Origin of the sequence: Microbacterium pasadenense, from assembly GCF_047246565.1 — a bacterium.
GTDB lineage: Bacteria > Actinomycetota > Actinomycetes > Actinomycetales > Microbacteriaceae > Microbacterium.
On the sequence record NZ_JBFOKN010000001.1, the window covers coordinates 898,049 to 911,069 of the forward strand.

Consider the following 13,021-nt stretch of genomic DNA (forward strand, 5'->3'; position numbering starts at 1 on the left):
CTGAATCCACCCCCATCTTCCGGAGACCTCGATGTCACTCGACGACCTGTCCGTGCTGCTGCTGTGGACCGCGATCGCGATCTACACCCTCGGCTTCCTGGCCTTCACGATCGATCTCGCGCGGCGCTCGGAGCTCGCGATCCAGGCGCAGGACGCCAAGGCGCGCACGCTCGTCGCGGCCGGGGGACAGACGATCGACGACGTCCGCGCCGAGCAGGCCGCCGCGAAGGTCGCACTCGAGGCGAAGCCCTCGCAGCGTCGTCGCTACCTGTTCGCACGGCTGGGCACGGTCCTGACCGCTCTCGCGTTCCTCTTCCACCTGGGCGCCGACGTGACGCGCGGCCTGGAAGCCGGTCGCGTGCCGTGGTCGAACAACTACGAGTTCGCCCTCACCGGCACTCTTCTCGTCGTCGCCGTCTTCCTCGGCGTGCTCGTGAAGTACGACCTGCGCTTCCTGGGTGCGTTCGTCAACGGCCTCATCGTCGTCCTGCTCGGCGGCGCCGCGCTGGCGTACTACGTCGAGGTCGTCCCGCTGGCCGACCCGCTGAAGAGCATCTGGCTCGTCATCCACGTGTTCGTCGCGTCGCTGGCATCCGCCTTCTTCGCGATCGCCTTCGCACTGTCGGTCGTGCAGCTTCTGCAGGCGCGGCGCGAGCGCATCGCGATCGCCGCCGCCGACGTCGCCACCGCGCCGCGCACGAAGATGCGCTTCCTGCGCACCCTGCCGAGCGCCGAGGTGCTCGAGTCGCTGGCGTACCGCTTCGCGATCATCGGCTTCGTGCTGTGGACGTTCACGCTCATCGCCGGCGCCATCTGGGCCAACGACGCCTGGGGCCGCTACTGGGGCTTCGACACGAAGGAAGTCTGGACGTTCGTCATCTGGGTGATCTACGCCGGATACATCCACGCCCGTGCCACGCGCGGCTGGCGCGGCACCCGCTCGGCGTGGCTCTCGATCATCGGCTTCGTCGCGGTCCTGTTCAACTTCACGATCGTCAACCAGTTCTTCCAGGGGCTGCACTCCTACAGCGGCCTGAACTGAGGCCGAACGCACGAAAGCCCTGTCCGGAAGGACAGGGCTTTCGTGGCGTCGGTCAGGCTCAGGCGGGCTGTGCGAGCACCGCTCGCGCCGACGTGGACCGGTGCCGGGTCACCGCCAGGACGCCGATGATCACGGCGAGGAGCGCCCAGACGATCATGCCGACCAGACCGGATGCCGCGCCGTCCGATTCCGTGAGCGCCGCGAGCATCGCGGTGTAGGCGGGGGCGGTGGGCATGAGGCCCGCGATGTCGCTCAGCACCCCCGGCACCGTCGAGACGACGCCGGTGGCGATCGTGAGGACACCGACGAGCGCCGAGATCCAGCGGCCGACGCCCCCGAGCAGCGCGACGAGCGCGTGGTTCACCGCAGCGAACACGACTCCGGCGACGACGCAGAGGGCGGCGAACACCGACCACGCGCCGAACTCGTACGTCGCGGCCAGCTGCACCACGATGGCGACCAGGAGGCCCTGCGCCGCACCGACGGCGGCCCCGGGTGCCAGCGCGCGCAGCGACAGTGCGGCGGACGAGCGGCGTGAGCCGAGTGCGTCCCGCGGGACCGCGCGCAAGGCGACGAACGAGGCCAGGCCACCGAACCAGAGGGCCAGAGTGGCCAGCAGCGGGACGGCGGAGGCGCCGAAGATCGACGAGCCGGCACCTTCGGCGACGACCGGGTTGGCGACGACCGCGGCGAGATCGCCCGCCTCGTCCTCGGTGTAGCTCGGCACCTCTTCGACCGCCGTGCCGAGGCCGTCGGCGATCTCGCCGGTGCCGTCCGCGAGCTGGCCGACGCCGTCCGCGACACCGGTCGCGCCGTCGGCGAGGGCGCCGATGCCGCCTGCGAGCTCATCGGTGCCGGACGCGGCGGTGCCCGCTCCACCGGCGAGCTGGCCGAGCCCGGCGGCGAGGTCGTCGGTGCCCGAAGCGGCGGCGCCGGCACCGGCGGCGAGCGCGCGCCCGCCGTCCGCGACCTGGGTCGCACCGCCGGCCAGCTCCGCGGCGCCGTCGGAGAGGTCGGCCGCGCCGTCGGCGAGCTGGCGGACACCGGCGGCGGCCGCACCGGCGCCGGTCGCGAGGCCGTCGGTGCCGGTCGCGAGATCCTGCGCGCCCGCGGCCAGGTCGTCCGCGCCGTCCGCGAGGCCGGTCATGCCGGCCGCGATCTCCTGGGCCGCGGCCGCGGACTCTGCCAGGCCGGCACTCAGCGTCGGGCCGAACTGAGCCAGCCGATCGATGTCGGCTGCCAGCTGCTCCGAGTCGCCGACGGTCTCCTGCAGCGCGGGCAGCACGGCGGTGGCCTGCGCCGAGGCCTGGGTGAGGGACGCGCACAGCTCCTCGGAGCCGCCCTGGTCGGTGCACGCGGCAGCGGCGTCCGCGAGGGCCTGCACGGCTGTCCCGACGGCCGCGCTGTTCTGCTCGCCGTCGGCCGTCAGCGCCTTCAGCCCGTCGACCAGCGCCGGCGGGACGGCGGGGATCGCGGCCGTCTGCTCGGCGGCATCCGCGAGGCCGTCGGCGAGCTGCTGCGTGCCGTCGGCGAGATCGTTCGCCCCGGCGGACCACGTGCCGAGTCCGGCCGCCGTCGCCGCGGTGCCGTCTGCGAGGGTGCGCGCACCGCCGGCGAGCTCGTCGAGGCCGTCGGCGGCGGCATCCGCGCCGATCGCGAGCTGCTGCGCGCCGCCGGCGAGACCGCCGACGCCGGTGGCGAGCTGGTCGACGCCGCCCGCGAGGTCGTCCGCGCCGCCGGCCACGCCGCGCACGCCGTCCGCGAGCGCAGCCGCGCCGGTCGCCGAGCTGCCGGCACCGCTGGCGAGCTCGCGGATGCCGTCGGCGAGGGTGTAGGCACCGGTCGTGGCGTCGTCGGCGCCGTCGGCGAGCTGCTCGGCGCCGTCCGCCGCCTCCCCGGCGCCGTCGGCGAGCTGCTCCGCGCCGTCGGCCGCCTCGCCCAGCTGCTCGCCGAGTGTGGTGAAGCCGAGCAGGACGTTCTCGAGGTACGTGCTGGTGAGCTGCTCGCCGAGCACGGTGGCGGCGGTCTGGGTCACCTGGCTCGTGATCGCGTCGTCGACGATCCGGCTGTCGGGCGGGGTCGTGAGCGTGATGGTCGCCTGCTCCGGCTCGCCGCCGGGCGCGGTCGAGGTGGCGGCGGCGGAGAAGTTCTCGGGGATCGTGACGACGGCGTCGTAGGTGCCGTCGGCGAGACCGTCCTCGGCGTCCTCCGAGTTGGAGATCGTCCAGGTCAGGTTGCTGTCCAGGTCGTCGGACCCTTCGACGAGACCCGACGTCAGCAGACGCCCGAGCGGGGTCGTCTGGCCGTCGATCTCGACCGGGTCATCGTCGTTGACGATGGCGGTGTTGAGTGCGTCGAGGCGCTCGGTGGGGTTGTACAGCGCGGCGACGAGGATGCCGCCGATGAGTGCCGGCAGCAGCAGGACGCCGAGCAGCGTGGTCCACGTCACCGGGCGACGGTTCGAGGAGCGTTCGAGGGGAAGAGTCATGAGGGGATCACCTGGCTGTGGGTGGCGGGGGTGGGGGAGACGGCCGGCAGCGTCAGGATGTCGACGTTCGGCCGGGAGGCGTCGGTGAGGATGCCGCGGGCGGCATCGAGGTCGCGCGCGGATGCCACGACGGTGAGGGCGCCGCCGCGGGCCGAGACGGCCGCCGAGGCATCGCGCAGCAGCGCGGCCGCCTGGTCGCGGTCGCCGCTGCGGAGGGTGTCGAGCCCGGCGATGACGACGAAGCGGGTGCGGCCCGCGAGCGCCCGCTGCAGGTCGCGCAGCGGCTGCTCGGATCCCGCGAGCTCGGCGACGCCGACATGGGCGCGGACCCATGCGGCGCGACCGGGCAGGAGGTGCCCGGAGACGCGCAGCAGACCCTCGGACGGCGCGATGCGGCCGGCGACGGCGAGCAGGAACGCCCGCGTGGCATGAGGCTCCGCCGCGTCGACGAGAAGCGTGCCGCCGTCGGGGACACGGACCGAGACGCCCGAGAAGAGGACGACGTCCTCGCCGCGGCTCTCCGCGCGGACCTCGAGGTCGTCGGCGGCCAGCGCGCCGGCGTAGTCGGGCTCCGGCCACTCCGCGTTCGACCGCTCGTGCTCGACGGCTTCGCCTTCGATGTCGACGTGCGGCAGGAGCCGGTCGAGCCACCGCGGCATCCACCATGCCTTGTCGCCCAAGAGGGTCATGACGGCGGGGACGAGGGTCATGCGCACGAGGAACGCGTCGACGGCGATGCCCACGGCGAGGCCGAGCGCGATCGGCTTGATGGAGCTGTCACCCTCGGGCACGAAGGCGGCGAACACCGCGAACATGATCACGGCCGCCGCGACGACGACACGCGCCGACGCCGTGAATCCGCTGCGGACGGCGGCGACGGCGGTCTCGCGGGCGCCCCGGCCGTTGCGCGCCCGGCGGGCGTGGATGAAGTCCTCGCGCATGCGCGAGACGAGGAAGACCTCGTAGTCCATCGCGAGGCCGAACAGCACGCCCATCAGGATGATCGGCATGAAGCTGATGACCGGGCCGGTGCGGGTCACGTGCAGGAGGTCGGCGAGCCAGCCCCACTCGAACACGGCGGCGACGGCGCCGAAGGCCGCGAGGATCGACAGCAGGTAGCCGAGCGTGGCCTTCAGCGGCACCCAGATCGAGCGGAAGACGACCATGAGGAGCACGAACGACAGTCCGACCACGAACACGCCGAAGGGCAGCAGCGCGGCGCCGAGGCGGTCGGAGATGTCGATGCCGACGGCGGTGTAGCCGGTCACCTTGAGATCGACGTCGTACTCGTCGAGCCATTCGTCGTGGTGCGAGCGGAGCTCGCGGACGAGGTCGGCGGTCGCGGGGTCGTCGGGCGCGGTCTTCGGGACGATCTGGATGAGGCCGGTGTCGGCCGTCTCGTTGGGGGTGGCGAGGGCGACGCGCTCGACGCCGGGGATGTCCTCGACCTCGGCCTTGAGGTCGTCCATCAGACCGAGCGGATCGGTCGAGGTGACGATCGTCCCCGTCATGACGAGCGGACCGTTGGAGCCGGCGCCGAAGTACTCGGCGTTCAGGTCGTAGGCCTGACGTGCTTCGCTCGAGGGCGGCTGCACGCCGGCGTTCGGGAGGGCCAGGGCCAAGCTCGCGGCGGGGATCGCCATCACACCGAGACCGACCGTGACCGCGACCGTCGTGATGACCGGATGCCGCGTCACGAGCATCACCCAGGCGTTGGTCTTCTTGGCGGCGGGTGCCTTCTCGGGGTTCGGCGCCTTGCTCCGCCGGCGCGTGGCGACGCCGGCGGCGAGCATGCGGCGCGGCCAGCCGACGACGCGTCCCTTGGCGCGTCCGAGGAGCGCGGGGGTGACGGTGACGGCGACGAGCACGGCGATCGCGACGGCGACCGCTGCGGCGATGCCCATCGTGGTGAGGAACGGGATGCCGGCGAGGCTCAGGCCGACGAGGGCGATGAGCACGGTGACCCCCGCGAAGAGCACGGCCGAGCCGGACGTGCCGTTCGCCCGGGCGGCGGACTCCTCGGGGTCCATGCCGGCGCGGACCTGGTCCTGGTGGCGGGCGACGATGAACAGCGCGTAGTCGATGCCGACGGCGAGTCCGAGCATGACCGCGAGCATCGGCGTGACAGACGAGATCGTCGTGACCGCGGTGGACAGGTAGATGAGCGCGACGGCGAGCCCGACGCCGATCAGAGCGCTCACCAGCGGGAACCAGGCGACCGCGAAGGACCGGAACGTGATCATGAGGACGAACAGGGCGACGATGACGCCGACGGCCTCGGTGACGGACAGTGCCGGGATGGACGTGGAGAACAGGTCGCCGCCGAGCGCGGAGGTCATCCCCTCGGGCGCGGTGTCGCGGAAGTCCTCGATCGCGGCCCGGACGGCGTCGATCGTCTCATCGGTGATGTCCATCGACTGGCCGTCGAACTGGATCTGGACGAGCGCGGCGCGCTGGTCGTCGGAGATGAGCCCCTCGACCATCTCGTCGTAGGGGTCCGTGGCGTTGGCGACGCCGTCGATGTCACGGAGCTCCTCGGCGACCGCGACGATCTCGCCGCGCAGCGGCTCGTCGTCGATGGTCGTCCCCTCCGGCGCCACGATGACCAGCTGACCGCTCGCGCCGCTGGCCTGCGGGAAGGTGCGGTTCAGCAGCTCGATGCCCTCCTGCGCCTCGGTGCCGGGGATGGTGAAGGCGTTGTCCGTGCCCTTCATGAAGAGGGCGACGCCGCCCCCGACGAGACCGAGGAGGACGACCCACGCGATGATGACGCGCCACGAGTGGCGATACGACCAGCGGCCGAGCGAGTACAGAAGAGTGGACACGGACGCTCCAGGGGATCAGGGGATTTCGATACAGCGCTGTATCCAATACACAGATGTATCCTAGTCCTGAAGCGACCCGATGTTTCTGGGGAGGAGGTGTGAAATGGCGCGAAGTCGAGAGAACACGAGGGCACGTCTGCTCGAAGCCGCTCATGAGGTGTTCGGCGAGGTCGGGCTGGGTGCGGCATCCGTCGAGGCGATCTGCGAACGCGCCGGGTTCACGCGGGGGGCCTTCTACTCCAACTTCGAGACGAAGGACGAGCTGTTCCTCGCCCTCATCACCGAGCTCGCCGAGGAGAAGCTCGACGAGGTCGCCGTTCGCGTCCGCGATCTGTCGCGGGGCGAGGACCCCGTCGACCTGGTGCGTCAGATCGCCGACATCTCGCTCGCCGAGCGGATGGATCCGCAGCTGCTGAGCGAGATGCGCACGCAGGCGCTGCGTGACCCACGATTGGCCGAGGCGTACCTCGGGTGGCGGTCTCAGATGCGCGGTCGCGTCGAGGCGATCATCTCGGACGTGAGCGCGTCGCACGCGCTGCGGCTGCGGATGCCGCTCGGCGACGCCGCCCAGCTGCTGCTCGACGTCTCGGAGGAGTGCGGCGTGCAGTCCGCCCTCGAGCAGCGCTCCCGGGCCGAGGCGAGCGTCGCGCTCCAGGCGCGGCTCGAGCAGCTGGTGACGCTGCTCGTCCAGACCCGCTGACGGAGCGCCTCAGCCCGCTCGGGCGGCGAGCACGGCGTGGCACCGCTCCAGGCGGGCGAGCCACCAGGCGCGGCGCTCGGGGGATGCCGCATGAGCAGCCAGGAGCTCGGCGTCCGCGGACACGCGCCCGACGGGGATGGCGCCGGCGGTCGGAGTGAGCGAGGGGACCGTGACGTCCCGTGCGAGCAGGGACGCCGTGCCCAGTCCGCAGTCGTAGTCGAGCTCGGGAAGGGCTGCGGCGAGGGCGACGCCCATCGACAGGCCGATGCTCGTGTCGAGGGCGCTGGAGACGACGGCGGGAAGGCCTGCTTCGGCGACGATCTCGAGGGCGCGGCGCACGCCGCCGAGCGGCTGCGCCTTGATCACCAGCAGATCGGCCGCGCCGGCACGGGCGACGGCGAGGGGGTCGGCCGCCTTGCGGACGCTCTCGTCGGCGGCGATCGGGATGCCCATGTACGAGACCCGGCGGCGCACCTCCGCGAGCTCCTCGACGCTCTCGCAGGGCTGCTCGACGTATTCGAGGTCGAACTCGGCGAGCGCGTGGAGGGCGTGCTCGGCCTCGTCGACGTTCCAGCCGCCGTTGGCGTCGATCCGGACCCGTCCCTCGGGCCCCATCGCCTCGCGCACGGCCCGCACGCGGGCGACGTCGTCGGCGAGACGCTGCCCCGCTTCGGCGACCTTGACTTTGGCGGTTCGGCATCCGTCGAAGCGAGCGAGGACGCCGGCGACGGATGCCGCCGGCACGGCGGGCACGGTGGCGTTGACACGGACCTCGCTGCGGCGCGTCGCGGGAGCGGCCTGCCAGCCGTACTCGATGGCCGCTGCGAGCCACGCGGCGGCCTCGGCGTCGTCGTACTCGGGGAAGGGGGAGAACTCGGTCCACCCTTCAGGGCCTTCGACGACGAGCGCCTCGCGCACGTCGATGCCGCGGAAACGCGTCGTCAGGGGGAGTGCGACGACGTGGGCCCTCGCGGTGAGGTCATGCAGCGACGGGAGGTCCATGTGCCCATCCTGGCCGCTGGCGGCCGATTGCGGGGGAGCATCGGCGTCGACCGGGTGTCGCGGCGCGGAGTCGTCCCGAGGCAGCGACGGGGCGCCGCGGGTCGTCGGCGGATCATGGCCGCCAGCGGACGTCGTCCTCGCACGCGATCAGGTCACCGGCCTCCGGCTCGAGGCACGCGGCGTCGATCAGGAGGCGGTCGCCGACGGGCTCGGTCAGGACGACGGTGATCGGCACCGCGTCGTTGTCCTGGCAGGTGGCCGCGTCCGAGTGGTTGTCGGCCACGGGGGTGGCGATCAGGATGCGGTCGCGCTCGTACGTCACCTCGGGTTCGAGGACGTCCCCGGTCACCCCGCTCGCGCACTCCAGCCGGGTGACGGCGATGTCGATGCTCGTGCTGTCCGCCGTCGGCGGTTCGCGGATCTCCCACAGGCCGGTCTCGGCCCCGGTCGGCGTCGCCGCACAGCCGACGGCGATCGCGGCCCATGCCGTCACGAGGGCGGCCGCCCCCGCCGCGCGGGCGACGTGGGGGTGATCCGCGGTGCGCGGGCGACGACGTGCCATGCCGAAGAAGTGTCGCTCGAGGGAGGATCATCTCAGAACGGCGGTGGATCGTCCGCGGAGACGAACCGGACCATCGGCGCGGGTCTGTCGACGTAGCTTCGGCCGCCCGGACTCGTCCACCGGAGGCGCCCGCCGCCGAGCTGCACGACGGTCCAGGCGGAGTTGTGTTTGAGGACGTGATGCCGGCGGCAGAGGGACGCGAGGTTCCCGGAGCAGGTCGGGCCGCCGTGCGCGGCGTCGACGGTGTGATCGGCGTCGCACCGCCAGACCGGCATCCGGCATCCGACGAACCGGCAGTTCTCGTCGCGGGCGCGCAGGAAGCGTCGCAGCTGCTCGGACGGCCGATACCGGTCGACCGCCATCACCGTCCCGTCGACGGGGGAGGTCATGACGCGGTCCCAACCGGATGCCGCCCCGGCGAGGTGGAGAGCCGTCTCGACGGGGATCGGGCCGTGCCCCGCCAGCACGCACGGCTGCCGCGACTCGCCCAGCACCGTCAGGACGGGCACGGTCACCTGGACGCGGGCGGCGATGGCCTCGAGACCGTCGCCGTGCGCGTGCGGGTCACCCGTCAGGAGGAGGTCGGCGAAGATGTCGGCGCGCAGCTCATCCATCGTCCGGGAGTCGCGCGGGGCGGCGTCGGTCGGGCTGCCCGCGCGAGACGCCGCCGCACCCTCGGGCGCCGTCTCGCACGTCATCGAGCCGGGCTCGACGCCCGCTGGCGGCGGGTCGCTGTCGGCGGCCTCGGCATCCGCAGCGTCACGAACGGCTCGCGCCATCTGCGTGAGCCGGTCCGCGATGCCGTACGCGGCGACCGCCGGGAGGTCGGCGGTCAGTCGGGCCATCCCGCCGGCGCCGTCCATCACGAGGACCCGTCGCCGTTCCCGTGCCCGCTCGTGTCGCGTGGCCAGCGACTCCGGGTGAGCCTCTTCCGCGATCGCCGTGGCGGCGGGTCGCAGCTGGGCCGCGGTGAGGGTCGCCGCACGCTCGAGCACCTGCCGCTCGTACCAACAGCGGGCCTCCGCGTCGACGATGCCCGCCCCCGCGTCGGTGATCACCGTCACGTGCCGCCGGTCGATCCGGCCGTCGCGCCACGCGGCGTAGGTGGACGGGAACAGCTCGACGAGCGTGGTCGCGGCATCCATCTGCGCCTGCACCGTGCGGTCCGCGAGACGGATGCCGGCGCCGATCTGCGCCGCCACGCTCCGGACGGTCAGCTCGGCGGCGAGGGAGGTCGGGCTGGACGCATCCGCCGATCGGGCCCACTGCTGGGCTTCGGCGAGCAGCGCGATCTCGGCGGCCTGCGCCGCCGCGATCCGCCGGTGCGCCTCGATCGCGCGCTCGACGAACCGCTCCGCGCTGCGGATCCGGTCCATCGAGCTCTCGTTCGCCATGCCATCAGCGTGCCACGGACATCCGACATTGATTCGAATCTCGGTCTTGCCGGTAGAGAACGGATGTTCTACTGTCGTCGGCATGAGACCCGCCGCATCCGCCCACGATCTGACGCTCTGGCTCGACGCTGACGTGCCGGTGCGGATGTTCTTCGCCGGGCAGCGGTGGGAGGTCACCGACACCCCGACGCCGCTTCCGGTGCGGAACGCGCCGATCGGCGCGCGCGGCGGGGCATGGCGGTTCCAGGGGACGAACCCCGGTGGCGAGTCGCTCGTCTTCGACGTCTACGAGCAGGCCGGACACTGGCACGTCCACCGCGCCTATGCGTGAGGGTCGTCAGGAGTCGGCGCGTCAGGCGGTGACGCGCTGCCCGCACATGCCGCACACGCCGGTCGCGGACACCTCGACGAAGCAGTCCGGGCACATCGCCCGGACGACGTCGAGCGACGGGGCGGGTCGCTTCGGGACGGTGGTCCGCTCCGGCTTCGGCTTCGCGGCCCGCGGCGCGGAACCCCGGGGCTTGTCGGGTCGGGCTGCAGACGGCGCGGGCGGCGGCGCGGTCTTGGGACGGTGCTCGTCGCAGTAGTAGCGGACGAAGCCGGCGTGGTTGTTGGGATGCCGGTGCTTGACGACCCACAGCTCGCTGCGATCACGCGGCTCGGCGCCGGCGGGGCAGCCGACGCAGCGGGTCGGCTCACCCGGCACGGCATCGGCGGCGGGCATCGGGACCTCGAAGGGGAGGGCGTCTCGCCAGTCGGATGATCTCGTGATCTTCATGGCGGGCCCTTCCGCGGCATCCGTCGGGGGAAAGGAAGCCGCTTCTCAAGCTTCGCACGTTCTCGTCACGGCGCGGACCGTCCGGGCGCGCGGAGCGCCGGCGAGCGTCGACGGGCCGCGGCGTAGGCTGAGCGGGTGACCGTCTCCGAGCTCTTCGACCCGGCGGAGTGGACCGTGGCGCCCGGCGCCGACGGCTACACCGACATCACCGCGCACGTCTCGGCCGATGGCGCCATCGCGCGCATCGCGTTCGACCGTCCGGAGGTGCGCAACGCCTTCCGGCCGCACACGGTCGACGAGCTCTACCGCGCGCTCGACATCGCCCGGCAGGATCCGAAGGTCGGCGTCGTCCTGCTGACCGGCAACGGTCCCAGCCCGAAGGACGGCGGCTGGGCGTTCTGCTCCGGCGGCGACCAGCGCATCCGCGGCCGGGACGGCTACAAGTACTCCGACGACGAAGCGGCCGTCCACGATCCGGCCCGCGCCGGACGCCTCCACATCCTCGAGGTGCAGCGGCTCATCCGGTTCATGCCGAAGGTCGTCATCGCGGTCATCCCGGGCTGGGCCGCCGGCGGCGGTCACTCGCTGCACATCGTCTGCGACCTGTCCATCGCGAGCGCCGAGCACGGCCGGTTCAAGCAGACGGATGCGGATGTCGGCTCGTTCGACGCCGGTTACGGCTCCGCGTACATGGCCCGCCAGGTGGGTCAGAAGGCGGCTCGCGAGGTGTTCTTCCTCGCCGAGGAGTACTCCGCGCAGCGCGCCTACGAGATGGGCGCCGTCAACCGCGTCGTCCCGCACGCCGAGCTCGAGCGCGAGGCGATCGCGATGGCGCGGACGATCCTCGGCAAGTCGCCGACGGCGATCCGGATGCTGAAGTTCGCGTTCAACGCCATCGACGACGGCATGGTCGGCCAGCAGGTCTTCGCCGGTGAGGCGACCCGCCTCGCGTACGGCACCGACGAAGCCGTCGAGGGACGTGACGCGTTCCTCGAGAAGCGGGACCCGGACTGGTCGCCGTACCCGTACCACTTCTGATCCCGTGCGCCTGAGCCAGCTCGCCTCCGACGACCCGCGCGACGTCGTCCGCGCCCTGCGCGGCGCGGTCCTGGGTGCCGGCCCCGCGGTCGCCCTCGGTGCGACGGCCGACCTGCCCGACGAGGTGCCGCCGGGGACGGCGGTCGTGGTCACGACCTCCGGCTCGACCGGTCACCCGAAATCCGTCGCGCTGAGCCGCTCCTCGCTGACGGCATCCGCGCTGGCGACGGCCGACCGCATCGGCAGCGGGACCTGGCTGCTCGCCCTGCCGGCGTCGTACGTCGCGGGTGTCCAGGTGATCGTCCGCGCGCTCGTCGCGGGCCGGGATCCCGCGATCCTCGCGGGCGCCTTCACCCCGGCGGCCTTCACCGCGGCGGCCCTGTCGATGGCGTCCGCCGAGCACGGGGAGCGGATCCCGACGTTCACGTCCCTCGTCCCGGCGCAGCTGCAGACGCTGGTCGAGGCCGCCGAGACGGATGCCGGGACGGCCCGCGCGCTCGCCTCGTTCCGAGCGGTCCTCATCGGCGGGCAGGCGCTGCCGGAGGCGCTCGCCGAGCGCGCCGCGACGCTCGGCGCCCGCATCGTCCGCACCTACGGCTCGTCCGAGACCAGCGGCGGCTGCGTGTACGACGGCATCCCGCTCGACGGCGTGCGCGTGCGCGTCGCGGACGGCGAGGTGCAGATCACCGGGCCCACGCTCGCCGACGGCTACCTCGGCGACCCTGACCGCACCGCCGCGTCCTTCCCGCGCGACCCGGACGGCACCCGCTGGTATCGCACCGGTGACGCGGGCGTCGTCGCGGACGGCGTTCTGCGCGTGACCGGACGCCTCGACAACGTGATCATCTCGGGCGGCGTCAACGTGTCGCTCGACCGCGTCGAGCAGGCGGTGCGCACTCTGTCCGGCCTGACCGGGGCCGTCGTCGTCCCGACCGCCGACGAGCGCTGGGGGGCGGCATCCGTCGTCGTCGTCCCCGCGGCGGCGCTCGGCGGACGGAGCGAGGCCGTCGTCCTCGAGGAGGTCCGACGCGTCGTCGCCGAGCAGATCGGCACGCCGGCCCGTCCGCGCGAGCTCCTCGTGGTCGAAGAGATGCCCCGGCTGAGCAGCGGGAAGCCCGACCGCGCGCTCCTCCGGGACCTGCTCGCGGAATGAGTCCGCGGTGGGTGCCCCCGCGCTCGGAGGGCGGCCGGG

11 protein-coding genes are annotated in these 13,021 nt (G+C 72.9%); 5 read left to right on the forward strand and 6 right to left on the reverse strand.

The genetic code is table 11. From position 1 onward, the window contains the following. Positions 1-31 precede the first annotated feature (31 nt). The gene (gene ccsB, locus AB3M83_RS04285; protein ID WP_412945396.1) at positions 32-1,042 is read left to right on the forward strand and encodes a c-type cytochrome biogenesis protein CcsB; all 1,011 of its coding nucleotides are present in this window, start codon (positions 32-34) and stop codon (positions 1,040-1,042) included. A 58-nt stretch (positions 1,043-1,100) separates the two neighbouring features. Here ccsB and AB3M83_RS04290 read toward each other — a convergent pair whose 3' ends face one another. Further along, a complete protein-coding gene (locus AB3M83_RS04290; RefSeq protein WP_412945397.1) occupies positions 1,101-3,530 on the reverse strand; it encodes a YhgE/Pip family protein in 2,430 nt (809 codons plus the stop codon). Beyond that, the gene (locus tag AB3M83_RS04295; RefSeq protein ID WP_412945399.1) at positions 3,527-6,355 is read right to left on the reverse strand and encodes an MMPL family transporter; all 2,829 of its coding nucleotides are present in this window, start codon (positions 6,353-6,355) and stop codon (positions 3,527-3,529) included. Before AB3M83_RS04295 ends, AB3M83_RS04290 begins: the two co-directional genes overlap by 4 nt. A 103-nt stretch (positions 6,356-6,458) precedes the next feature. Between AB3M83_RS04295 and AB3M83_RS04300 the strand changes: the two genes are divergently transcribed. After that, entirely contained in the window at positions 6,459-7,055 is a 597-nt protein-coding gene (locus AB3M83_RS04300) for a TetR/AcrR family transcriptional regulator (RefSeq protein ID WP_412945401.1), read from the forward strand. 9 nt (positions 7,056-7,064) lie between these two features. On the opposite strand, the gene AB3M83_RS04305 is transcribed toward AB3M83_RS04300, so the two are convergent. The 3 genes from AB3M83_RS04305 to AB3M83_RS04315 form a co-directional block, all read right to left on the reverse strand. Further along, entirely contained in the window at positions 7,065-8,057 is a 993-nt protein-coding gene (locus AB3M83_RS04305; protein ID WP_412945403.1) for an o-succinylbenzoate synthase, read from the reverse strand. A gap of 112 nt (positions 8,058-8,169) precedes the next feature. Then, positions 8,170-8,619, reverse strand: coding sequence for a hypothetical protein (locus AB3M83_RS04310; protein ID WP_412945405.1), 450 nt, complete (start codon positions 8,617-8,619; stop codon positions 8,170-8,172). Positions 8,620-8,651: 32 nt separating this feature from the next. After that, positions 8,652-10,013 carry an HNH endonuclease signature motif containing protein gene (locus AB3M83_RS04315; RefSeq protein WP_412945407.1) on the reverse strand — a complete coding sequence of 454 codons (1,362 nt, stop codon included), beginning with the start codon at positions 10,011-10,013 and terminating at the stop codon, positions 8,652-8,654. A gap of 82 nt (positions 10,014-10,095) precedes the next feature. On the opposite strand from AB3M83_RS04315, the gene AB3M83_RS04320 reads away from it, so the two are divergent. Continuing rightward, positions 10,096-10,344 carry a hypothetical protein gene (locus tag AB3M83_RS04320; protein ID WP_412945409.1) on the forward strand — a complete coding sequence of 83 codons (249 nt, stop codon included), beginning with the start codon at positions 10,096-10,098 and terminating at the stop codon, positions 10,342-10,344. Between the two features lie 21 nt (positions 10,345-10,365). Here AB3M83_RS04320 and AB3M83_RS04325 read toward each other — a convergent pair whose 3' ends face one another. Then, complete coding sequence (locus AB3M83_RS04325) at positions 10,366-10,791, reverse strand: glucose-6-phosphate dehydrogenase (RefSeq protein WP_412945410.1); 426 nt, start codon at positions 10,789-10,791, stop codon at positions 10,366-10,368. A 135-nt stretch (positions 10,792-10,926) separates the two neighbouring features. On the opposite strand from AB3M83_RS04325, the gene AB3M83_RS04330 reads away from it, so the two are divergent. Together AB3M83_RS04330 and AB3M83_RS04335 are read left to right on the forward strand one after the other, a co-directional pair. Beyond that, positions 10,927-11,829 (forward strand): 1,4-dihydroxy-2-naphthoyl-CoA synthase, encoded by a 903-nt coding sequence (locus AB3M83_RS04330; RefSeq protein ID WP_412945411.1) that lies wholly within the window; start codon positions 10,927-10,929, stop codon positions 11,827-11,829. Between the two features lie 4 nt (positions 11,830-11,833). Next, positions 11,834-12,982, forward strand: a complete 1,149-nt coding sequence (locus AB3M83_RS04335; RefSeq protein WP_412945412.1) for an AMP-binding protein — start codon at positions 11,834-11,836, stop codon at positions 12,980-12,982. Positions 12,983-13,021: the final 39 nt, after the last annotated feature.

Excerpts from the sequence above, each read along its gene's own strand:
- ccsB (WP_412945396.1), top strand. The coding sequence starts at position 32 with ATGTCACTCGACGACCTGTCCGTGCTGCTGCTGTGGACCGCGATCGCG.
- AB3M83_RS04290 (WP_412945397.1), bottom strand. The coding sequence starts at position 3,530 with ATGACTCTTCCCCTCGAACGCTCCTCGAACCGTCGCCCGGTGACGTGG.
- AB3M83_RS04300 (WP_412945401.1), top strand. The coding sequence starts at position 6,459 with ATGGCGCGAAGTCGAGAGAACACGAGGGCACGTCTGCTCGAAGCCGCT.
- AB3M83_RS04305 (WP_412945403.1), bottom strand. The coding sequence starts at position 8,057 with ATGGACCTCCCGTCGCTGCATGACCTCACCGCGAGGGCCCACGTCGTC.
- AB3M83_RS04310 (WP_412945405.1), bottom strand. The coding sequence starts at position 8,619 with ATGGCACGTCGTCGCCCGCGCACCGCGGATCACCCCCACGTCGCCCGC.
- AB3M83_RS04315 (WP_412945407.1), bottom strand. The coding sequence starts at position 10,013 with ATGGCGAACGAGAGCTCGATGGACCGGATCCGCAGCGCGGAGCGGTTC.
- AB3M83_RS04320 (WP_412945409.1), top strand. The coding sequence starts at position 10,096 with ATGAGACCCGCCGCATCCGCCCACGATCTGACGCTCTGGCTCGACGCT.
- AB3M83_RS04325 (WP_412945410.1), bottom strand. The coding sequence starts at position 10,791 with ATGAAGATCACGAGATCATCCGACTGGCGAGACGCCCTCCCCTTCGAG.